The organism is Salmonella sp. 2020_1395 (genome assembly GCF_043848115.1).
Lineage (GTDB): Bacteria > Pseudomonadota > Gammaproteobacteria > Enterobacterales > Enterobacteriaceae > Salmonella > Salmonella enterica.
Window position 1 is genome coordinate 1 of record NZ_JBCMFH010000013.1, and the last position, 22,482, is coordinate 22,482.

At 54.0% G+C, this 22,482-nt stretch carries 19 protein-coding genes; 5 read left to right on the top strand and 14 right to left on the bottom strand.

Annotation, left to right across the window (positions count from 1 at the left end):
• Positions 1-132: 132 nt before the first annotated feature.
• From gltP to nrfA, 7 genes are all read right to left on the bottom strand, one after another.
• Positions 133-1,443 (bottom strand): glutamate/aspartate:proton symporter GltP, encoded by a 1,311-nt coding sequence (gene gltP, locus ACH0WD_RS18440; protein WP_000793278.1) that lies wholly within the window; start codon positions 1,441-1,443, stop codon positions 133-135.
• Between the two features lie 344 nt (positions 1,444-1,787).
• Positions 1,788-2,408 (bottom strand): heme lyase NrfEFG subunit NrfG, encoded by a 621-nt coding sequence (nrfG, locus tag ACH0WD_RS18445; RefSeq protein WP_000083241.1) that lies wholly within the window; start codon positions 2,406-2,408, stop codon positions 1,788-1,790.
• A complete protein-coding gene (nrfEF, locus tag ACH0WD_RS18450; RefSeq protein WP_000551694.1) occupies positions 2,405-4,627 on the bottom strand; it encodes a heme lyase NrfEFG subunit NrfEF in 2,223 nt (740 codons plus the stop codon). The genes nrfG and nrfEF overlap by 4 nt, the downstream gene beginning before the upstream one ends.
• Positions 4,620-5,576, bottom strand: coding sequence for a cytochrome c nitrite reductase subunit NrfD (nrfD, locus tag ACH0WD_RS18455; protein WP_000199680.1), 957 nt, complete (start codon positions 5,574-5,576; stop codon positions 4,620-4,622). The genes nrfEF and nrfD overlap by 8 nt, the downstream gene beginning before the upstream one ends.
• Positions 5,573-6,244, bottom strand: coding sequence for a cytochrome c nitrite reductase Fe-S protein (nrfC, locus tag ACH0WD_RS18460; RefSeq protein ID WP_001278020.1), 672 nt, complete (start codon positions 6,242-6,244; stop codon positions 5,573-5,575). Before nrfC ends, nrfD begins: the two co-directional genes overlap by 4 nt.
• Positions 6,241-6,807, bottom strand: a complete 567-nt coding sequence (nrfB, locus tag ACH0WD_RS18465) for a cytochrome c nitrite reductase pentaheme subunit (protein WP_000115065.1) — start codon at positions 6,805-6,807, stop codon at positions 6,241-6,243. Before nrfB ends, nrfC begins: the two co-directional genes overlap by 4 nt.
• 44 nt (positions 6,808-6,851) lie before the next feature.
• A complete protein-coding gene (gene nrfA / locus ACH0WD_RS18470; protein WP_000101777.1) occupies positions 6,852-8,288 on the bottom strand; it encodes an ammonia-forming nitrite reductase cytochrome c552 subunit in 1,437 nt (478 codons plus the stop codon).
• Positions 8,289-8,719: 431 nt separating this feature from the next.
• Here nrfA and acs point away from each other — a divergent pair, with 431 nt between their 5' ends.
• The 3 genes from acs to actP all read left to right on the top strand — a co-directional run bounded on the left by acs (position 8,720) and on the right by actP (position 12,878).
• Positions 8,720-10,678, top strand: coding sequence for an acetate--CoA ligase (acs, locus tag ACH0WD_RS18475; protein WP_000083877.1), 1,959 nt, complete (start codon positions 8,720-8,722; stop codon positions 10,676-10,678).
• 239 nt (positions 10,679-10,917) lie between these two features.
• Entirely contained in the window at positions 10,918-11,232 is a 315-nt protein-coding gene (locus tag ACH0WD_RS18480; RefSeq protein ID WP_000999620.1) for a DUF485 domain-containing protein, read from the top strand.
• Positions 11,229-12,878, top strand: a complete 1,650-nt coding sequence (actP, locus tag ACH0WD_RS18485; protein ID WP_000832536.1) for a cation/acetate symporter ActP — start codon at positions 11,229-11,231, stop codon at positions 12,876-12,878. Before ACH0WD_RS18480 ends, actP begins: the two co-directional genes overlap by 4 nt.
• Positions 12,879-12,916: 38 nt before the next feature.
• Here the strand turns inward: actP and ACH0WD_RS18490 are convergent, their stop codons facing one another.
• Together ACH0WD_RS18490 and ACH0WD_RS18495 are read right to left on the bottom strand one after the other, a co-directional pair.
• Positions 12,917-13,606, bottom strand: coding sequence for an LrgB family protein (locus tag ACH0WD_RS18490; RefSeq protein WP_001067096.1), 690 nt, complete (start codon positions 13,604-13,606; stop codon positions 12,917-12,919).
• Complete coding sequence (locus tag ACH0WD_RS18495) at positions 13,599-14,009, bottom strand: CidA/LrgA family protein (RefSeq protein ID WP_000257347.1); 411 nt, start codon at positions 14,007-14,009, stop codon at positions 13,599-13,601. Before ACH0WD_RS18495 ends, ACH0WD_RS18490 begins: the two co-directional genes overlap by 8 nt.
• A 103-nt stretch (positions 14,010-14,112) precedes the next feature.
• Here ACH0WD_RS18495 and ACH0WD_RS18500 point away from each other — a divergent pair, with 103 nt between their 5' ends.
• A complete protein-coding gene (locus ACH0WD_RS18500; protein WP_000354962.1) occupies positions 14,113-15,000 on the top strand; it encodes a LysR family transcriptional regulator in 888 nt (295 codons plus the stop codon).
• 94 nt (positions 15,001-15,094) lie between these two features.
• On the opposite strand, the gene ACH0WD_RS18505 is transcribed toward ACH0WD_RS18500, so the two are convergent.
• From ACH0WD_RS18505 to soxR, 4 genes are all read right to left on the bottom strand, one after another.
• Positions 15,095-16,741: a Na+/H+ antiporter gene (locus ACH0WD_RS18505; protein WP_000402189.1), complete on the bottom strand. Its 1,647-nt coding sequence runs from the start codon at positions 16,739-16,741 to the stop codon at positions 15,095-15,097.
• A 149-nt stretch (positions 16,742-16,890) separates the two neighbouring features.
• Positions 16,891-18,240, bottom strand: coding sequence for a guanine/hypoxanthine transporter GhxP (ghxP, locus tag ACH0WD_RS18510; protein ID WP_000106907.1), 1,350 nt, complete (start codon positions 18,238-18,240; stop codon positions 16,891-16,893).
• Positions 18,241-18,586: 346 nt separating this feature from the next.
• Positions 18,587-19,255: a glutathione S-transferase family protein gene (locus ACH0WD_RS18515; RefSeq protein ID WP_000958581.1), complete on the bottom strand. Its 669-nt coding sequence runs from the start codon at positions 19,253-19,255 to the stop codon at positions 18,587-18,589.
• Between the two features lie 292 nt (positions 19,256-19,547).
• The gene (soxR, locus tag ACH0WD_RS18520; protein ID WP_000412686.1) at positions 19,548-20,006 is read right to left on the bottom strand and encodes a redox-sensitive transcriptional activator SoxR; all 459 of its coding nucleotides are present in this window, start codon (positions 20,004-20,006) and stop codon (positions 19,548-19,550) included.
• Between the two features lie 86 nt (positions 20,007-20,092).
• Here soxR and soxS point away from each other — a divergent pair, with 86 nt between their 5' ends.
• Positions 20,093-20,416, top strand: a complete 324-nt coding sequence (soxS, locus tag ACH0WD_RS18525; RefSeq protein ID WP_000019483.1) for a superoxide response transcriptional regulator SoxS — start codon at positions 20,093-20,095, stop codon at positions 20,414-20,416.
• Here the strand turns inward: soxS and ACH0WD_RS18530 are convergent.
• Positions 20,404-22,005, bottom strand: a complete 1,602-nt coding sequence (locus ACH0WD_RS18530) for an EAL domain-containing protein (protein ID WP_000083651.1) — start codon at positions 22,003-22,005, stop codon at positions 20,404-20,406. The two genes, soxS and ACH0WD_RS18530, sit on opposite strands and share 13 nt — an antisense overlap.
• Positions 22,006-22,482 lie beyond the last annotated feature (477 nt).

Genomic DNA, 22,482 nt, shown 5'->3' on the forward strand with positions numbered 1-22,482 from the left:
AAGCTACATCGGAAGCTCAGAGTCTTCAGGCCGGATACAAGCTTCTCCCGTTTCAGATAGCTGACAGCTAATCAGCTATCTGTTCAGGATACAAGGCCGGATAAGACGCTCGCGTCGCCATCCGGCAATCCGTTATTGGGCGGTCTTATCAAATTTGCCCAGCACGTCGCGCTCGTAGGCCAGCGCTTTTTTGCGGTCAAACTTGTGTTCCCACTTGGCGATCACCAGCACCGCCAGCGCATTCCCCACCACATTTAGCGCAGTACGCGCCATGTCGAGGATACGGTCGACACCGGCGATAAACGCCAGCCCTTCCAGCGGAATGCCCACGCTGCCCAGCGTCGCCAGTAACACCACGAAGGAAACGCCAGGCACGCCGGCAATCCCTTTCGACGTCACCATCAGCGTCAGCACCAGTACAATTTCCTGCCACAACGACAGGTCGATACCGTATAGCTGCGCGATAAAAATGGCGGCGATGCTCTGGTATAACGTGGAGCCGTCGAGGTTAAATGAGTAACCGGTCGGTACCACGAAACTGGTGATAGAGGCTGGTGCGCCGTAAGCTTCCATCTTCTCGATAATGCGCGGCAGTACGCTCTCGGAGCTGGCGGTCGAGTACGCCAGAATCAATTCATCTTTCAGAATGCGAATCAGAATCCAGATACTTAACCCGCACAGGCGCGCCACGATGCCCAGCACTACAAGCGCAAAGAAGATAATGGCAAAGTGTACCAGCAGCACCAGTTTCGCCAGCGGCCACAGCGACGCGAAACCAAAATTCGCTACCGTGACGGCGATCAGCGCAAAAACGCCCACTGGCGCATAGCGCATCACCATATGGGTGACTTTAAACATGGTTTCAGAGATGGAACGAAATACCGTCACCAGCGGTTCGCGGTGCGTTGCCGGCAGGGACGACAACCCCAGCCCAAACAGGACCGAGAAAAAGATAATTGGCAGCATATCCCCTTTGGCCATCGATGCGATGATATTGGTCGGCACCAGCGACAGTATCGTCCCCATCAGCCCATGCGCATGACTTTGTACTTCCGCCGTGGTGTTCTGGTATTTCGAAATATCGACGGTCGCCAGTTGCGACATATCAATGCCTGAGCCTGGCTGAAAGACATTCGCCAGCGTAATGCCGAGGATAATCGCCACCGTAGTGATCAGTTCAAAATAGAGAATGGTTTTGGCGCCGATACGGCCTAGCTGTTTTGCATCGCCAACGCCGGCGATGCCGACAATCAGAGTCGAGATCACGATCGGCACGACGATCATTTTAATCAGATGGATAAAGATATCGCCAGCAGGCGACAGCAGGTTGGCAATCAGCCATTCACGACTGTCACTGTGATAATGCAGATAGCTGCCCAACAGAATGCCCAGCACCATAGCCAGCAAAATTTGCCAGGCCAGGCTGACTTTCAAATTTTTCATAACAACAGACTTCCTCGATGAAGCGTTGCTCTCCGCCGAAAGCATGAGAGCAATACATACTGAAAGGGTATGATTTGTGTTGCGTTGGTTTGTAGAGTTTTTTAACGCGCATAATCAGTATCATTTGCATAGCGTCTTGCGCAACCCTTTCATAACAGGGCTTTTGGCTGTTTTTATGCATAATAACGCGAGTTTATGGCGTTAATGATGAATAACTATTTGTTATGGAAAGTTTTTTACTTCGTCAAAAACGAATAATACACTGAGGTAATTAATTTTTACTTGTGTCTCATTCGCCGTTTTTTTAAACAGCACACATGACAAAAGTCACAAAAAAGAAAAAATTATTTCTGCCGATTTTGTAACAATTTAGCCAAATTAATGGCCTCTACCAGCTGCGCGCGGTTCACTCGCGGCGAGTTGGCATCCAGTAAGGTTTGCCACAGCGACACGGCTTGCGCATAATCCGCCTGCATAAACGCATCCGCCGCCAGCAGCATCTGCGCGGTCACTTCTGTCGCATCCAGCGCTAACGCTTTATTAATCATTTCACGCGTCGCAGGCGTCATATGTTGTCCGGCCTGGTAATACAGCACCGTTGCCAGCGCGGCGAAAAGCTGCGCGTTATCGCCTCGCAGACGCAACGCCTGACGATATGCCAGCAGCGCATTGTCATACGCATTGCGATAGAGATAATACTCGCCCAGCCGCGCCCATTGCTCGCTATCCTGCGGATTGGCGCGGATTTTTTCTTGCAGCCTGGAAAGCTGCGCCTCTGGCGTTTGCGGGTTCATAAAGTCACGTAGCGGATCGGCCAGACGCTGTTGCTCGCTACGCACAGCCTGCCATTTCGGCGTCAACAGATAGCCGCCGACACAGGCAGCCACCATCAACACCGCCGCAGCCGCCAGACGCTTTACGGGCATGGGACGTAACGGCACAGTGGAGTGTTCAGACTGGCTCATTGTTCCCCCTCTCCTGCGTGCTGACGCTTTCTCACCCGCCAGGCCACCACGCCCACCAGCAATAACAGCAGGTACGGCAGCGCCCACAACAGCAGCGTTTGCTCATTCAACGGCGGGTTGTAGCGTACGAAATCACCATAACGGTCGGTCATCCAGGCGGTGATTTCCGCTTCGCTTTTACCTTCGGCCACCATGCTGTAAACCTGATGGCGCATACTGACCGCCACGGGCGCATTGGATTCCAGCAAATTCTGGTTCTGACACTGCGGACAGCGCAGTTGACTGGCAATAGATAGCGCTTTTTCCTGCTGTTGCGGATTGTCAAAGCGCCAGGTATCCACCACCTGGGCGTGGGTGCTAAAAGGCAGAAAAATCAGAAAAGCCACAAGTAACATCGTCTTGCCGGATGGCGGCGTAAACGCCTTATCCGGCCTACCATCCTTTTCACTCGTAGGCCTGATAAGCGCAGCGCCATCAGGCAATAACTCAGGATGCTTCCTCCCCCGCCATCCGCTCAGCAGCGCGCCACACACCATCAACAATCCCCCACCCCAGATCCAGCGCACGCCGGTCTGCACGTATAAGCGCATGGCGTAACGATCCGGTCCGGTTTTTTCGCCCATCACCGCGTACCAGTCATGTAGCAGGTTCCAGTGAATCCCCGGCTCCATCATCTGTTGGCGCCGCGCGACATAAAAGCGCCTTTCAGGCTGCAGGCTGCCAATGCGTTTTTCATTCCGCCACAACGTGATCAGCGCTTTTTCACTGGTGTAGTTGCCTTTGGCTTCCAGATCCAGACGCTCGAAACAAAAGGTATAGCCCGCCAGTACCACCTGCTGCCCCGGGCTGAGGTTAAGACTGATTTCATGCCGACTGCCGCTGGAAACCATGATCCCGGCGGCGAAGATAAATACGCCCGTATGCGCCAGCAATGCCGGAAGCTGACGATGCACAGAGACTTTGCGGCTTCTGATTGTCGCCAGTACGATAACCACCAGCATCAGCAGGCCAAACGGCAGCGTGACGCGATTAAAATAGGGCGCGCCCACCGAAAGCCTTCCCCAGCCCATCAAACCATAAATCATGGGGTAGAGCGTCCCGACCAGCACGATCAACAAGACGGCGCTAAAGAGCAGCAGCGTCGTCAGAATGAGCGTTTCGCACTTTCCGCCGCCCAAACGCGTCGCCGGATACGGCTCCCGCGCCCGCCAGCCGTACAGAGCAAGCGATGCCAGACTTAACGCGGCAAAAAGGGTAAACAGCGGCACCGCGCGCACGTTATCTAACGCAAAAGCATGTACCGAAACAAGAATGCCGGAACGCACAATCAGCGTTCCCAGCAACGAGAGGATCAGCGTCAGTATCGCCAGCAGCAACGACCAGTGACGGAAGCTCCCGCGCTGGCGGCTGACATACAGACTGTGCAGCAACGCGCTGGCGGCAAGCCACGGCAACAACGAGGCATTTTCCACCGGGTCCCAGAACCACCAGCCGCCCCAGCCCAGTTCGCAATACGCCCACCACGATCCGAGAATAATCCCCAGCGTCAGAGCGCACCAGCCGGGTAACGCCCAGCGCCAGCACACCCAGGCGGTTGCCGCGTTAAAGCCGCCGCACAGTAGCGAGGCCAGCGCTACGCTCGCCGCGGTCATCAGGCCGCCATAACCCAGATAGAGCAGCGGCGGATGTAAGATCAGCCCCAGATGTTGCAGCATGGGATTAAGGTCGCGCCCTTCCATGGCGGGAGGGAAAATACGCAGGAACGGATCGGACCACAGCACAATAAATAGCAGCAGCGAAGCCATAATGAGGGACAAGATGCTCAGGGTCAGCGGAAAAAGCGCGTCAGATTCATGCCGGGAGCGCCAGGCGAATAGCGCCGTCCACCCCGAAAGAAGCAGCGCCCACAGCAGGAGCGAGCCTTCATGACCGCCCCATACCGCCGCCAGTTTCAGTCCCCATGACAACTGACTATGGCTATGCTGCGCAACATAAACGACCGAAAAATCGCTGGTCAGAAAACAGCTAACCAGAATCGCAAACGCCAGTAGCAGCAGCGTGAACGCCGTCCACGCGCCGCAGGTCGTCAGGCGCATGACGCCGCGCCAGTGCAGCCCCATCCCGCACCACGTCGCCAGCGGGGTCAACACGTTGACCCCGAGACTCAACAACAGCGCCAGAAATCCGGCTTCAGGAAGGAAGATGTCCAGATTATGCAACCGTTAGCTGTCCCGCATAAAGAATGAAAAAGCGCAGCAGCAGCACGCCGGTCAAACTGGCGCCGCAAACGGCCAGCACGCCGTGAAACGTGACGCTACGGTTTGCCCAGGGTTTCAGCAGCATCGGGATAATCAATCCCAGCCCTACGACGCCAAGCCAGAACCACCAGCTCCAGAATCCGCCGCCCAGCGCCGCCGCCAGCGCGCGCATTTTGCCGTCATCGCCCAGCGCCAGACCGACGAAGAACGCCGCCAGCAGGAAAATTTCCAGCCATACCACCGGAACCTCCATGCGATGCACAAAGCGCGCTTCAGTGCTGTGCGGGTTGCTACGATGGCGTAACGCCATGGCGATCAGCGCCACCGCCGCGCCGGAGGAAATCCCGGAGAACAGAAACAGCGCCGGCAGGATCGGGTTATTCAGGAACGGATAGGATTTCAGCGCCGACAGCAGAAAGCCGGTGTACGCTCCGAGCAGAACCGCCAGTACCAGCATTAACGTCTCCAGCGCGCGATGAAACGGCGTTATTAGCGCCAACACTTTTTGCACGATCCCTAACCGCGGCAGCCAACGCTGTTGCAGGGCAATCACCTCTTTTTCAAAGATTTTCGCCAGCCACAGCACCAGCACTACCATGTACAACTGGAACAGCATCACCCCCATCGACATCACCGAGGTAAAGCTGTAGTGGAACATCAGCTTCCAGAAGGTCCACGGGCGCGTCAGGTGGAAGACCAGAATCAGCAGACCGAAGATAATCGCCCCCGGCCCTAACACCAGCGTAGTGCGCAGCAGCGTGCTGTCCGAACCGCCCGCCTCCGGATGGAAGCGACGCAGCAGAATCGCCAACGTAACCAGTCCGGCGGAGATGCCAATCAGAAACAGATAGATGGCGATGGGCCAGTCCCACACCAGTGATGCAAAATGAAATGGAGAAGCGGATGTCATTGGCTCACCTCCCCATAGTTAAAGGGAACGCGGTAGACCTTCGGTTTTGTGCCCAGCGCCAGCTTGTAACGATAGGTGGTTTTCTGCCGCAACAAACGGGAAATATCGCTGTTGGGATCGTCCAGATTACCAAACGTCAGCGCCTTCGTCGGGCATGACTCAACGCAGGCGGGCTGTTTGCCCGCTTTCAGGTTGGTTTTCCGGCAGAAATCGCATTTATCCGCCGTCTTACTGACCGGATGGATAAAGCGCACGCGGTAGGGACACGCGGCAATGCAGTACTGGCAGCCGACGCAAAGGTCCGGGTTCACGTCGACAATACCGCTGGCGGCATCGCGGAATGATGCGCCGGTCGGGCAGACGTCAACGCAGGGGGCATGGTCGCAATGCTGGCACGAGTGGCGGAAGAAGCGATATTTCACATCAGGAAACGTCCCCTGCGGCTCGCTGCGAATAATCGTCAGGCGCGATACGCTGTCCGGCACGTTGTTGACTTCCCGACAGGCATCCATGCAGGCCGTGCAGCCGATGCATAATGACTCATCGTGTACCATGCCATAACGCACGCCATTAATATTCAACGTGTTCGCTACAACGCGTCCTGCCATCCCACTGACCGCCGCCAGCGCGCCGACGCGGGTAATAAATTGACGTCGGGTGCAACTCATGGCTGCTCCTTAAGCAACGGAACGGACGCCGGATTAAAGTGCGGGTTAGTACGCTGATCGCTGTGGCAATCCACGCATATTTTGATCCGCCCTTTCTCGCTTAGCGTCTGCATCGTGTCTTGCTGCGGATGCAGGGAATGGCAACTGGCGCAGGTCACTTTAGTAACATGAACATCGTGCGGCCAGAACGCTTTTTGCAGTTGTTCAGGCAAGTGGCAGGACATACAGACGCTGTTCTGCTGCTCTACCGTATACATCGGGTCGTTAAAACGCATCACATCTTTCACCCCTTCACGGTGGTGAAGCGACGGTTGACCGTGGCAGTTGGTACAGGTTATCGGCAATTTATTGTTCGGGTTGATAGCGCCCGTATGTTTACCGTGCATACCTTCGGTGTCCGGCTTGTGACAGTCCAGACAGGCAGCATCCGGATTACGCTGCTGGGTGACCGTCCAGCGTTGATCCGACTCCTGCGGCGTTGGCGTGGCAGTGATTCCACTCAGGCTCCAGAACAGGCCTGACGCCAGCACCCCAGCAGTTAATAACGAACGTAATACGCTCATATTCACTCCGTTGAGTTATCCGCCCCTTATGGGGCGGAATGGGGTTATTGGCTTAACAGACCGTTTTTACGCGCCTGATCTTCCCACTGCGGTACGACCGTTTTCAGGAAGTCCTGCTTCTCCGCGTTGATTTGTTGCATATTCAAACCAATCGCTTTCTGCGCCTTCTCTTTCGTTGAAATATCCGGCAGCGGAATTTCATGGGTAATACCTTTGGTCGCCAGCAGTCGCGCCAGTTTAGTACGGGCATCCGCGGCTTTATCCATCGCGCTACCTAACATCCGTAGACCTTCTTCCGGGGCATGCATATGAATACCGTGTGACGCAATCGCCAGATCCCAACGCCACTGCGCGTGGCGAATATCGTTCAGAATCGGTTTCATTTCCGCGTCTGTCGCCCCCGCATCCCATGCGGCTTTCGCTTCGAAGTGCGCATGTACCAGCTGATCTTCAACCTTGATTTTCAGGTCATGAATCGCCTGTTTACGCTCGGCGACCACTTTTTGCAGGGACGCTTTGTCCTGGGTGTGGCAGTTGGCGCAGGTTTGCGCGAAATTGTCGAACGGGTTGCCGATTTTATGGTCGGTGTAGAGCTTGCCTTCGGCGTTCTGTACTTTCGGCATGTGGCAGTCGATACAGGTCACGTTGTTCCTACCGTGAATGCCCGCGCTCCAGGTTTCATATTCCGGGTGCTGCGCTTTGAGCATCGGGGTTTTCGACAGAGAGTTAGTCCAGTCAGAGAAGGCGATAGTGTCGTAGTATTGCTCCATATTTTCGACCTTCATGCCCTCATCCCACGGGAACTTAACGGCTTTGTTTTTACCGTCAAAGTAGTACTCCACGTGGCACTGACCGCAGACCATCGATTGCTGATCAAATCGTCCCGCTTTATCAAACGGTTTGCCGATAGCCTCCATCGCCCGTTCGGCATAGGGGCGCGACAACGTTAACGCTGGCTTCCCCTGGGCGAAATCGTCCGACGCGGTGTTATGACAGTCGGCACAGCCCAAATCGTTGACAATTTCCGGGCCGCCGCGCGCCCATTTGCCATGGAAGTAGCCGTCTTCGCCTTCTTGTTGGATAAGGCGCGCGACATCGGGGCTTTTACAGCTCCAGCAGGCCATCGGCAGCGGGCCGTCTTCCGCCGTTTTTGGCGCGCCGGTACGCAGCGTTTCGCGCACGTCGGTTACCGCATACGCGTGGCCGCGTGGTTTGTTGTAATCACGGGAGAAGGGATAGCCCGCCCACAGGATCACCAGACGAGGGTCTTCCGCCAGCGCATCTTCACGGGCAGACTGTTCTGACGTCGCTTTCCATGACTGATATTGGTCGGGGTGTTGAGGCGCGAACGTTTCATTTTTCGCTTCAACAGTAACGGTTTTTGCGGATTCAGGCGTTTGCTCAGCGTAAACAGAGGTAATGAAGAAAAAAGGAAATATAAGGCTGAAGAAACGGCGTGCGCGTAGTGTTTTCCTTGCCATAGAGGTCTCATCCAGATTGCGCCATTATCTTTAATGGCGATTTTTTATCGTTTTCCATAACAGCAACCGCACAAATACTGTTATTACATTGATCTCCTCTATGTGTAACAAATAACCACACTTAAAATGTTGTCTTTAATCAATTGTAAGTGTATGTAAAATACCACTTTAGAGTTAGTAACCTGGACAAAACTCCCTCTCTTTTCTGATTTCCGGACACGGATCACTTTTTTAAAAAATTTCATATAACGTCATGTTATCCCGAAAATTTATCTAATTTTGCGGGACACAATCAAAAAATAGATTGCTGCTTATTTGCACAGTTCCCTTTTTGCGTGATCTGTCGCCCAAATACTAAACAAAACTTATTAAGACCCTACATTTAACGTTTATGCGACATATTATTAACATCCTACAAGGAGAACAACAGCATGAGCCAAACACATAAACACGCCATTCCCGCCAACATTGCGGATCGTTGCCTGATAAATCCAGAGCAGTATGAGACTAAATATAAACAGTCTATTAACGACCCCGATACGTTTTGGGGCGAACAGGGAAAAATTCTCGATTGGATCACGCCGTACCAAAAAGTGAAAAACACCTCCTTTGCGCCAGGCAATGTGTCGATTAAATGGTACGAGGACGGCACGCTGAATCTGGCGGCGAACTGTCTTGACCGCCATTTGCAGGAAAATGGCGATCGCACCGCCATTATCTGGGAAGGCGATGACGCGTCGCAGAGTAAACATATCTCTTATCGCGAACTGCATCGCGATGTCTGCCGTTTCGCGAATACGCTGCTGGATCTGGGCATTAAAAAAGGCGATGTGGTAGCGATTTATATGCCGATGGTGCCGGAAGCGGCGGTGGCAATGTTGGCCTGCGCCCGCATCGGTGCGGTGCATTCGGTGATCTTCGGGGGCTTCTCGCCGGAAGCCGTCGCCGGACGCATTATCGACTCCAGTTCGCGGCTGGTGATCACCGCTGACGAAGGTGTACGTGCCGGACGCAGTATCCCGCTGAAAAAGAATGTCGATGACGCGCTGAAAAACCCGAATGTCACTAGCGTTGAGCATGTGATCGTCCTGAAGCGCACCGGCAGCGACATTGACTGGCAAGAAGGCCGCGACCTGTGGTGGCGCGATTTGATTGAAAAAGCCAGCCCTGAGCACCAGCCTGAAGCGATGAATGCCGAAGATCCGCTGTTTATCCTTTATACCTCCGGCTCCACCGGCAAGCCGAAAGGCGTGCTGCACACCACCGGCGGTTATCTGGTCTACGCCGCGACCACCTTTAAGTATGTCTTTGATTATCACCCTGGCGATATTTACTGGTGTACCGCCGATGTGGGTTGGGTGACGGGGCACAGCTATCTGTTGTATGGCCCGCTGGCCTGCGGCGCGACCACCTTAATGTTTGAAGGCGTGCCGAATTGGCCAACGCCCGCTCGCATGTGCCAGGTGGTCGACAAACACCAGGTCAACATTCTCTATACCGCCCCGACGGCCATCCGCGCGCTGATGGCGGAAGGCGATAAAGCCATTGAAGGCACCGACCGTTCTTCACTACGCATTCTGGGTTCCGTCGGCGAGCCGATCAATCCCGAAGCGTGGGAATGGTACTGGAAGAAGATCGGCAAGGAAAAATGTCCGGTCGTCGACACCTGGTGGCAGACTGAAACAGGCGGTTTTATGATCACGCCGCTACCGGGCGCTATCGAACTGAAAGCCGGTTCCGCCACCCGTCCTTTCTTTGGCGTACAGCCTGCGCTGGTGGATAACGAAGGCCATCCGCAAGAAGGCGCGACGGAAGGCAATCTGGTCATCACCGATTCCTGGCCGGGCCAGGCGCGCACTCTGTTCGGCGATCATGAACGTTTTGAGCAGACCTATTTCTCTACCTTTAAGAATATGTATTTCAGCGGCGACGGCGCGCGTCGCGATGAAGACGGCTATTACTGGATCACCGGTCGCGTGGATGACGTGTTAAACGTCTCCGGCCACCGTCTGGGTACGGCGGAAATCGAGTCAGCGCTGGTGGCGCATCCGAAGATCGCCGAAGCGGCGGTGGTGGGTATTCCACACGCTATCAAAGGCCAGGCGATTTACGCTTATGTGACGCTCAACCACGGCGAGGAGCCGTCGCCAGAACTGTACGCGGAGGTGCGCAACTGGGTACGTAAAGAGATTGGCCCACTGGCGACGCCGGACGTTCTGCACTGGACCGACTCACTGCCAAAAACCCGTTCCGGCAAAATTATGCGCCGCATTTTGCGCAAAATCGCGGCGGGCGATACCAGCAATCTGGGCGATACCTCGACTCTCGCCGATCCTGGCGTGGTGGAGAAACTGCTCGAAGAGAAGCAGGCCATCGCGATGCCGTCATAACCATAAATGCCGGATGGCAACGCGAACGCGTTTTATCCGGCCTACGACCCTACCCCTGCCCTCTCTCAAACCGGGAGAGGGAAATATAAAAAACCCTCCCCCAAAGGATTTCGTGTTACAGGAAGGCGGCAAGCGAGCACACCCTCAGCAGCATAGTTCACTATGTGGCTGGGGCGCGCGAGTGCGGCCAGCGCGCCTGTAGCGCGAAAGACGCAGGGGGACCTCTGGAGAGCTCTGTGATGAATGACCAAATTTATCAGCGGATAGAAGACAGTGCGCGTTTCAGGGAATTAGTTGAAAAACGGCAACGGTTTGCCACCATTCTGTCGGTTATCATGCTGGCGGTTTATATCAGCTTTATTTTACTGATCGCCTTCGCGCCTGGCTGGCTGGGCACGCCTCTACATGCGGGAACCAGCGTCACCCGAGGAATTCCCATTGGCGTCGGGGTGATTGTGATTTCTTTTGTGTTGACCGGAATTTATATCTGGCGGGCGAACGGCGAATTCGATCGTCTTAATAACGCCGTACTGCATGAGGTGAAAGCATTATGAAGAGAGTTCTGACGGCGCTCGCCGCCGCACTCCCCTTCGCCGCTCATGCGGCGGATGCCATTAGCGGCGCGGTTGAACGCCAGCCCACCAACTGGCAGGCGATTATCATGTTTTTGATTTTCGTCGTGTTTACGCTCGGTATTACCTACTGGGCCTCTAAACGCGTACGTTCCCGTAGCGACTACTACACGGCTGGCGGCAATATCACCGGATTCCAGAACGGGCTGGCGATTGCCGGCGACTATATGTCCGCCGCGTCATTTCTCGGCATTTCCGCGCTGGTGTTTACCTCCGGTTATGACGGGCTGATCTATTCGCTGGGCTTTCTTGTCGGCTGGCCAATCATCCTGTTTTTGATTGCCGAGCGCCTGCGTAATCTGGGACGTTATACTTTTGCTGACGTTGCCTCTTATCGCCTGAAACAGGGGCCAATCCGTATTCTTTCGGCCTGTGGCTCCCTGGTAGTGGTGGCGCTTTATCTCATCGCCCAAATGGTCGGCGCCGGTAAACTGATTGAACTGCTGTTCGGCCTCAACTATCACATCGCCGTAGTGCTGGTCGGCGTGCTGATGATGATGTACGTGCTGTTCGGCGGGATGCTGGCGACAACGTGGGTGCAAATTATCAAAGCCGTCCTGTTGCTGTTTGGCGCCAGTTTTATGGCCTTTATGGTGATGAAACACGTCGGCTTTAGCTTCAATAATCTGTTTACCGAAGCGATGGCGGTACACCCGAAAGGCACAGCGATTATGAGCCCAGGAGGGTTGGTGCAAGATCCGATTTCGGCGTTGTCGTTGGGTCTGGGACTGATGTTCGGCACCGCCGGCTTGCCGCATATTCTGATGCGTTTCTTTACGGTCAGCGATGCCCGCGAAGCGCGCAAGAGCGTGTTCTACGCCACCGGTTTTATGGGCTATTTCTACATTCTGACCTTTATTATCGGCTTCGGCGCTATCATGCTGGTGGGGGCGAATCCCGCCTATAAAGATGCGGCGGGCGCGCTGATTGGCGGCAATAACATGGCGGCGGTGCATCTGGCCAACGCGGTAGGCGGTAACCTGTTCCTCGGCTTTATTTCGGCAGTGGCGTTTGCCACCATTCTGGCGGTGGTCGCCGGTCTGACGCTGGCGGGCGCATCGGCGGTGTCGCATGATTTGTACGCTAACGTGTTCCGCAAAGGCGCAACCGAACGTGAAGAGCTGAAGGTGTCGAAAATCACCGTCCTGGTGCTGGGCGTGATCGCCATTATCCTCGGCGTCCTGTTTGAAAATCAGAACATCGCCTTTATGGTGGGCCTGGCGTTTGCTATCGCCGCGAGCTGCAACTTCCCCATCATTCTGCTTTCCATGTACTGGTCAAAACTGACCACGCGCGGCGCTATGCTGGGCGGCTGGTTAGGTTTACTGACAGCGGTGGTGCTGATGATTCTTGGCCCTACCATTTGGGTGCAGATCCTCGGTCACGAAAAAGCGATCTTCCCGTATGAGTATCCGGCGCTGTTCTCTATCAGCGTGGCGTTCCTGGGGATCTGGTTCTTCTCGGCCACCGATAACTCGGCAGAAGGCAACCGTGAACGTGAGCAGTTCCGCGCTCAGTTTATCCGCTCCCAAACGGGATTCGGCGTACAACAAGGGCGTGCGCATTAATCTTACCGTTTCCTCCGGCCCCGTGGGTCGGAGGAAAATCAGAACATCACCCTCGCCACCAGCGGGGCAGCCAGTACCATCACCACGCCGGACAGCATCATGACCAGACTGGCGACGACGCCCTCCTGCTGACCAAGTTCATAGGAACGCGCCGTGCCTGCCCCATGTGACGCCGCGCCGAATCCTGCCCCTTTTGCCATGCCTTCCCGGATAGAGAGACGCAAAAATAGCGCGTCGCCGACCGCCATGCCAAACACGCCAGTGACGACCACGAACAGCGCCACCAGATCCGGCTGCCCGCCCAGGGGTTCTGCCGCCGCCAGCGCAAATGGCGTGGTAACGGAACGTACCGCCAGACTACGCTGAATCTCATCCGATAACGTGAACAGACGCGCCAGCCAAACGGAACTGGTGACCGCCACCACCGTCGCCGTCACTACGCCCGCGGTGAGCGACATCCAGTGACGTTTGATAATAGCGAGGTTATCGTACACCGGCACCGCAAAGGCAATAGTCGCCGGGCCGAGCAGCCACAATAGCCAGTGCGATTCACCAATGTAGTTTTGCCAGGAGATATGACCGAACACCAGCATTAACACCAGCAGTGCCGGCGTCAACACTAATGGCATCAACGGCAATTTGCGAAAACGGCGATACAGACGCTTATTGGCGAAGTAAATCCCCAGTGTAATCACCAGACACAGTACGCTTAACTGAACGTTATTCACGGTTTAGCCTGCTCATCTCATAGCGATACACTTTATCCACCACCCACGCCGTCGCGCCGAGTACCATTAAGGTACTGATCGCTATCACCGAGAAAATGCGCCAGCCGTCCACCAGTAACAGATGGGCATAGTTCACTACCGCCACGACGGCGGGAACAAAGAATAACAGCATCTCCGCCAGCAGCCAGCGTGCGCCTGCGCGTACCCAGCTAAGCGGAATAATCCGGCAAACGATCAGCGCCAACATAAGCACCATGCCGACCAGATTCGCGGGCAACGGCAGGTGCAGCCAGGAGACAAGATATTGGGAAAAAATGAATAAACCTGCATAGAGCAGTACCTGAACCGGTACCTGGAGTCGTTGCACAACGGCAGGCGTAACGCGGCTTATCGCCACAGCCATGAGGGAATGTCCTGAAAAATAATACGGAGCGCCAGTATAGAGAACCTCCGCCACGGGCAGAAATGAATTAAAATCATTGCAGGCATAGTCGGAAGGAATAATCATGGATATCAGAACGCTGCGTTATTTTGTCGAGGTGGTGCGCCAGCAAAGTTTCACCCGCGCAGCGGAGAAGTTATTTGTCACCCAGCCCACCATTAGCAAGATGCTGAAAAATCTTGAAGATGAGCTTAACTGTACGCTACTGATCCGCGACGGACGTAAGTTATTGCTGACCGATACCGGACGCGTGGTGTTTGAACGCGGTCTGGCGATCCTCGCTGAGTTTCGCCAGTTAGAGGCCGAGTTGAGCGATATTAACCATCTCAATAAGGGCGTGCTGCGGCTGGGTATCCCCCCGATGGTCGGCATGTTGATGGCCGGGCCAATCAGTTTGTTTCGACAACGCTACCCTGGCGTTGAACTCAAAATTTCGGAGTTTGGCGGCCTGACGGTACAGCAGGCGGTAATGAATGGCGAGCTGGATGTTGCGATGACCGCGCTCCCGGTGGAAGAAGCGAGCGGGCTGACGACGTTATCGCTGTTCAGTCATCCGCTGTGCGTACTGGTTCCCCGTTCCGGTCAGTGGACAACCTGCGACTCCATCGCGCCTGAAGCTCTGGCGGAGCATCCTCTTCTTATCTATAACGAAGACTTTGCCCTGAGCCGCCAGTTGATGACCTTATTTAGCCAGCATGACGTAAAACCACGGATTGCCGTGCGCAGCGGGCAATGGGATTTTCTCGCCGCCATGGTGCAAGCGGGCGTCGGTATCGCCATTTTGCCGGAGCCGATTTGTCAGCGTCTGGATAAGGCCACGCTGCGCTGGCTACCGCTGGAAAGCGATCTCCGCTGGCAGTTGGGCATGATTTGGCGCGAGGGCGTGTATCTGTCTCACAGCGCCCGGGCATGGTTAACCTGTTGCGAAGGGTTTTGGCTGAAACAACCGTAAGCCATGGGTTAAAACCCTTGCCGGATGGCGGCGCAAGCACCTTATCCGGCCTACTTGTAGGCCCGGTAAGCATGGCGCCACCGGGCCACAAGGGCTACTGATTTTCTATCAGTAGCGCTTCCATCAAATCCAGGTCGTGCAGCAGCTTTTGCAATGTTTCATTGCTGATTTCTCGCGTGGCGCGCAGATGATACAACTCGGCGCGTTCGGAACGCAGCGCCGCCAGACGGAAACGTCGCTCCAGGTTTTCTTCCTGTATGGAGCTTTCGACATCGTTTCGCCCATCGGCACGGCGACGCAAGTTACCAATGACACGCGAGCTTACTTCAGTAAGCAACTGATTATCGATGTTCTCTTCGGTATCCGCCGCCAGACGCTCTTCCATTTTCTGAATGGCGACAATCGCCACTTCCGCCGTCGCCGCGCGGGCGATACGCTCCTCTTTCAACTGTTGCGCATGATCGGCGACTTCCAGATGTTGCAACAGCAGCGGCAGCATGATCACGCCGACAAATAACGAGAACAGAATGACGCCAGCCGCCAGGAATACCAGTTCATAACGCGCCGGAAATCCGCTGCCATCCGGCAAAAGTAACGGTATAGAGAGCACACCAGCCAGGGTGATCGCCCCACGAACGCCAGCGAAGGAAGCAATCAGAATTTCACGCGACGTCCAGCTGGCGAACTCCATCGGTTTCTTCTTCAAAAAGCGCAGGCTGAACTTTTTCATGGTCCACAGCCAGCCGAAGCGAACCAGCATCAATGCCGCATAAATCAGCACGATATCGGTAAAGAGCATCCAGGTTTCGACATTCGGGTCAGCTTCCGCCGCCGCCAGCGAAGATTCCAGAATACCCGGCAATTGCAGTCCCAACAGCAGAAAGACCATACCGTTAAAGACAAATTCCAGCATCGCCCAGGTACTGTTCGCGCGCAAACGCATTGCCAGCGGCGCGCGGCGCATTACGCCAGAACGGGTGATGGTCATCCCGGCAGCAACCGCGGCCAGGATGCCTGAGACGCCAATATGCTCGGCAATCAGGTAAGACGCGAAGGGCAGCAGAAACAGCAAGACAATTTGCGTCGCGGGCTCATCGCCGCCCCAGCGGCTCAAAAAACGCAGCGAGCGGCCATACAGCCAACTGACCACAAAACCCGCCAGAATACCGCCGATAGCGACCTTAAAAAATTCCAGCGTCGCGCCGCCGACGGTAAAGACCATCGTCCCCATCGCCACCGCGACGGCGAATTTCAGCGATACCAGACCGGAGGCGTCGTTCATTAACGCCTCTCCCTGCAGAATGCCCATGATTTTTTTCGGGATGCGCCCCTCGCCCACAATTCCGGAGAGCGCTACCGCATCGGTCGGCGACAACACGGCGGCCAGTGCAAAGGCGGGGATCAGCGGAATGCCGGGCACCAGCCAATAAATCAGGAAGCCGATTCCCACGACCGTTACCAGGACCAGCGCCAGCGCCAGCCCGAAAATCTCTCGTCCATGCTCAAGAAATTCACGGGTCGGCGTCTTCCAGCCATCCGCAAACAGCAGCGGCGGAATAAACAGCACCAGGAAGAGTTCCGGGTCGAATTCCACATGCAAACCAAACGTCGGCCACGCCAACAGCGCGCCAATGGCGATCTGCATAAGGGGTAAAGGAAGCTGGAAGGGTAATACACGCGTAAATACCCCCGACAGCGAGACCACAAGGGTCATGATGAGTATTGTGAAGAAAATTTCCATGCGTTCCCTGTTTGCGATGTTTTTTATGATGGAGAGAGGCATCATGCCTCGGTTTCACCTTCTTCAGATTAACGCAAAAGGTAACGTGATGTGTCCTGAAAATGAAAACGGGCGACCAACGCCGCCCGTTTTTCAGAATGAAGGCAGAGCTAGATAGCCCAACCGCCGGCATAAAAAGCGACCAGCGCGACCGCAATGACGACAGTTCCGATATTCAGCTTACGCCATTCGCCGGAAACCAGACGCCCGACGACCAGCGTGGCAAAGCCGATCATAATCCCGGTGACAATGTTACAGGTCAGTACAATAAATACAGCCGTTACCAGCCCCGCCATCGCATCGACGAAATCAGCAAAATCGATTTTCGCCACGTTACTCAGCATCAGCAGACCGACATACATGAGCGCCGGGGCAGTTGCGTAGACGGGAACGAGATAAGAGAGCGGCGAAAGAAACAGGATCAGCAAAAACAGCACGCCCACGGTAATCGCCGTCAGGCCCGTTTTACCGCCCGCCGCCGTACCGGCCGCAGACTCGATATACACTGCGGCTGGCGCCGCCCCGACCAGGCCGGAGAAAACGCTACTCAGGGAGTCGGTGGTTAGCGCTTTGCCGCCATCGATAATTTGTCCGTCTTTGTCCAGCAGATTAGCCTGCCCTGCGACCGCACGGATCGTGCCGGTCGCATCAAACACCGCCGTCATCACCAGCGCCAGTACGCTTGGCAGAACGACAGGGTTTAACGCGCCCATAATATCCAGGCTGCCGATCAGTGAGTTGCCGTTTTCATCGCTCAACGAAGGCATGGCGAAAATGCCGGAAAAATGGACGTTAGGATCGAAGAGCAAACCCACAATAGAAATGCCAATAATGGTCAACAGAATGCCGCCGGGGACTTTCAGCTTTTCCAGACCGAGAATAACAGCCAGCCCTACAAGCGACATAATCACCGGGAAGGTGTCGAAATCGCCCAGCGCGACCGGCAGGCCATCCAGCGGGTTTTTAATGACCAGGCCGACGCCGTTGGCGGCAATCAGCAACAAAAACAGGCCAATACCGATACCGGTTCCGTGGGCCACGCCCTGTGGCAAGTTACGCAAAATCCAGCTACGAATGCCGGTGGCGGAGATAACGGTAAACAGTACGCCCATCAGGAATACGGCGCCAAGCGCGACCGGGACGCTAATATGCTGCCCCAGGACCAGGCTAAACGCGGTAAACGCCGTCAACGAGATAGCGCAACCGATAGCCAGCGGCAGATTCGCCCAAAGCCCCATAACGATAGAGCCGACGCCTGCGACCAGGCAGGTCGCTACAAAGACGGCAGCAGGCGGGAACCCGGCTTTACCCAGCATCCCTGGCACCACGATGACGGAGTAAACCATCGCAAGAAACGTGGTTAAGCCAGCAACGACTTCCTGGCGAACGGTGCTCCCGCGTTGTGAAATTTTAAACCAGGCGTCGAGTGAACCGCCGGTACGCGCTGAAGGCGTAGACATAGAAAACATCCCCTGAGAATTTATTATTCGTCGGTATACGTGGGAGGTAATCCACTAACAGCGCAACGTTATCTCCTTGTGCTACATTTACGACAGCCGGGGCGCCGCAAAAAAGCAAACGTTTAGCTCCACGTATACAAAACGGGTGGCAAAAAAAAGCAAACGATTATCCAGCGATCATAAACGCTTTTTCAACTGAACTTTGCCGCTTTTTATGCTTTTCTGCTTAGTATGCTCAATAAATCGCCAGACGATGCGCAAACGTTATCGTCCCTGCGCAATCCAGCAACAATTTTTCGCATCGCTGTTAGCAAATACGTTGCGCAATCTGCTCACAAAAACGCCATTATCCGCCGGGAATGGTAAACGGACCGCCCTGCTGAATCGCTCGCTGCCAGGCTGGACGCATTTCTACCCGCGCTTTCCATGCGTTGATATGGTCGAGATGAGCGATCCCGCCTCGGGCAAGCAGCGCAAATAGCGGGAAGCTCATCTGGATATCCGCCATACTTAACTGCTCTCCGGCAAACCAGGGGTGATTTGCCAGATGCCCGTCAATAAAGCGCGCATGGGTTTCCAGTTGCGGATTGAGGTACGCTTTTTGCGCGCCCTTACCGATAACGCCGCCCAACGTTCGCAGGCCCAATGGTACCGGCGGTTTACCCAGAGAGGTAAAGAGCAGCCTCATCAATAGCAAGGGCATGAGCGAACCTTCAGCGTAATGTAGCCAGAATCGATAGTGTTGTTTCCCCTGCGCATCCGCAGGTTTAAAGCGTCCGATACTGTCGTAAGTGTCCTGCAAATATTCCAGGATGGCGCCCGATTCCGCAATAACCATACCGTAATCTTCGATAACCGGAGACTTGCCCAGCGGATGCACTTTTTTCAATGCCGGCGGCGCCAGCATGGTCTTTTCACGCTGGTAACGCACAATCTGGTAAGGCAACGCCAGCTCTTCCAGCGCCCAGAGGATGCGCTGCGAACGAGACTGATTTAAATGGTGCACCGTCAGCATGGCTGTCTCCTGTAAGGTATGCCAACTAACTATAGAAAATTATGGCAGTTGCCGTAAAAATTTCGGCTAAAAAATCAGCATTTCGCTGGCGAACAGGGCGTCGTCGCTTACACTTACAGTATCAACACAAACCGGAACCTCCACCACGTGCTCGATATGAGGGGTGTTGACGTCGGGGGAAACCCTCCTGTAATCAGCGGGATAGAGCGAAAGACAAAGACCGGAAACAAACTAAAGCGCCCTTAGCGGCGCTTTAGTTTTAGGTGAACTCAGCCCGATGGCCGAGTGCATGTTAATCATCTTCAAGCAGCCGGGCGCCCGTCCCGTGTTCGCCAAGCCTGTCGCCTGGATTTCGCAGCGGACAGTCGCTACGCGATAAACAGCCGCAGCCGATACAACCGTCCAGCTCATCGCGCAACGCCACCAGCGTATGAATACGTCGGTCTAACTCTTCGCGCCACTGCGATGAGAGCTGCTTCCACTCTTTCGCGCTTAACGTATGTCCTTCCGGCAAGATACCAAACGCGTCGCCGATAGTTGCCAGCGGGATGCCAATACGTTGGGCGATCTTGATAATCGCGACATAACGCAACACGTCACGCTTGTATCGCCGTTGGTTACCGCTATTACGGATACTGGTAATTAGCCCTTTGCTTTCATAGAAGTGCAGGGCGGACACAGCAACACCGCTACGTTTCGCAACTTCCCCCGGCGTCAGTAAGGCTTTTAAACGGGGAGATTTTTTTTCCATAAATCGCTTTACCTCAAGTTAACTTGAGGAATTATACTCGCCCGCAGACAAAACGACGAATCGAATACTGTTTAAGAGGCAACAATATGTCGCATCAGCAGATAATTCAGACCCTTATCGAATGGATTGATGAACATATCGACCAACCGCTAAACATTGATGTGGTGGCAAAAAAATCGGGCTACTCCAAGTGGTATTTGCAGCGGATGTTTCGTACGGTAACGCATCAAACATTAGGCGAGTATATTCGCCAGCGCCGTCTCCTGTTGGCGGCCGTTGAGCTACGAACGACCGAGCGCCCGATTTTTGATATCGCGATGGACCTGGGCTATGTATCGCAGCAAACCTTCTCGCGTGTATTCCGCCGCGAGTTCGATCGCACTCCCAGCGATTACCGTCACCGCCTGTAGGGCGTCTGCCCGCGTATCGTCAGAGGCGCGGGCGTTTGTTGTAACCAGGCGATGAATTCCTGCGGTGGCAACGCCTTCGCAAAGTGCCATCCCTGACAATACTGAACGCCGCGTTTTAGCAACCAGCTAACCTGTTCAGCCGTTTCAACCCCCTCAGCAATGATTTTTAGCCGCAAACTTTGCGCCATTTCAATAATATGTTCCACAATCAAATGGCTGGCGCTATTAGTGGTTAGCGTGTCGACAAAAGATTTATCAATTTTTAAAAGGTCGACATTTAATGAGTACAGGTTATGCAAGTTCGAATAGCCGGTACCAAAGTCATCAATTGCCACCTCGTATCCCGCCTGGCGAAACGCCTGAATAATCGGCGTCATTTTAGGCACATCAATAAATCCGCGCTCAGTCACTTCAACCTTTATCTGTTGCGCAAGCACTGAATGCTGACGCGTTTTTTCATGAATCATCACAATTAGTCGGGAAGAGAGAAAATCGGCGGCAGAGAGATTGATAGAGACATAAAGATGCGGGTGCGCGGCCAGAAAACCACCTAAATCATTAAATACCTCTTCGACGACATAATCGGTGATCTGCTCAATCATCCCCTCTTTTTCCGCCAGCGGAATAAATTCGCACGGGCTCATCACCGGACCGTGATAGCCCGGCCAACGCAATAGCGCTTCGGCACCTACACATGTCCCGTTTCGGATATCAATGATCGGCTGATAATGAAGGCAAAGCTGGTGCCTGGTAATGGCCCGTTGCAGCAATCGACGCGGTGAGTAATATGCCTGCCGGGATCGTGACCACATAAATAAGACGATAATGCTACAGATGATCCCTAACGGTAGCGTTAACGTAAGCTGATGAAAGAGGTTCTGGTAAAAGCGTTGCTTTGAGGTTGACACAATCGCGGCAACCGGTCGTTTTGCTGATTTAACCAGAGTATAAAAACGCTCACCCTGTTGGAACACAGGTTCACTCCGTCGTACCAAAGGTAATAGCTGATCAGCCTGCGCCTGTTCACTCAGGGAGAAAAAGGTGTTGGTCACCGTATCATACATTCCCCAGGCCAACGCCGGATCGTCTGACATCACCTCGCTATAAGATAAGGGATTGATAACCGCGACATAGTTTCCCCGCTGCATATATGTCATTTTATAACCGTTGAAAAAAGGCGTATCACGATAGTAATAAATAGCGATGTCAGGCTTTCGTTTATAGTCAGCGCGGGGAATAAAATAAGGACTTGTTGGCGTCATAACCGTAGAGCATAGAAAACGCTGGCCCTTAGCATAAATCAACTCATTAATGTACAAACGACCGCGGATAATATTCAGCATTCGCTGTTGATGGGCTGGCGTACAGGCTTGCCCCTGATATTGTTCAGCGGCATCGCGGGCTAAATCTGCTTGCAGGATAACCCGCTCCGTTTTATCTAATACCAACTGCGCAAATGAATGTAACTGATTTCTGGTTTCAGAGACTGCCCGGATATGAGCAAACCAGATCGCCAGCAATACAGGAAGTAACACCACAATGATCGTTCCGAGAAATCTCAACACCTTGCGTCGTGTGCTTTGACTCATTTTCAGCCTATTTCCCTGCATTATTTGTGACTATTGTTGGCAAAATAAGACGTGAACCAAACGGAGGTTTACGGTGCATGAATTTATCAATATTAGCAACAGACTTTTACCGATCAACATTTACCATTAATAACTACGCGCAATCTCTTTCGCATACCAGGCAGGACGCTAAATATTTTTGATAATATCAGATTTATACTCAAGTAAACGATGGGGTATACATCTTTACTCCTTTCTTTTGATAAATAACTTGATATTTTTATCAGGTCTGAATTTCACGAAAAAAAATAAAAGAGTAGTAATAATACATCTTTGCTTTCCGGCAGTTTCTCTACGGACGCGTAGAAGTCACACAAAAAATACGGTTATAAAACGCACAAAAAATACATTGCCGATCTGGCGAATAAGCTGGTTTTTGTGATATAGTTCACAAAAACAATGAAATAGAAACAATGTTTCATTCGATGTTGATGTGAC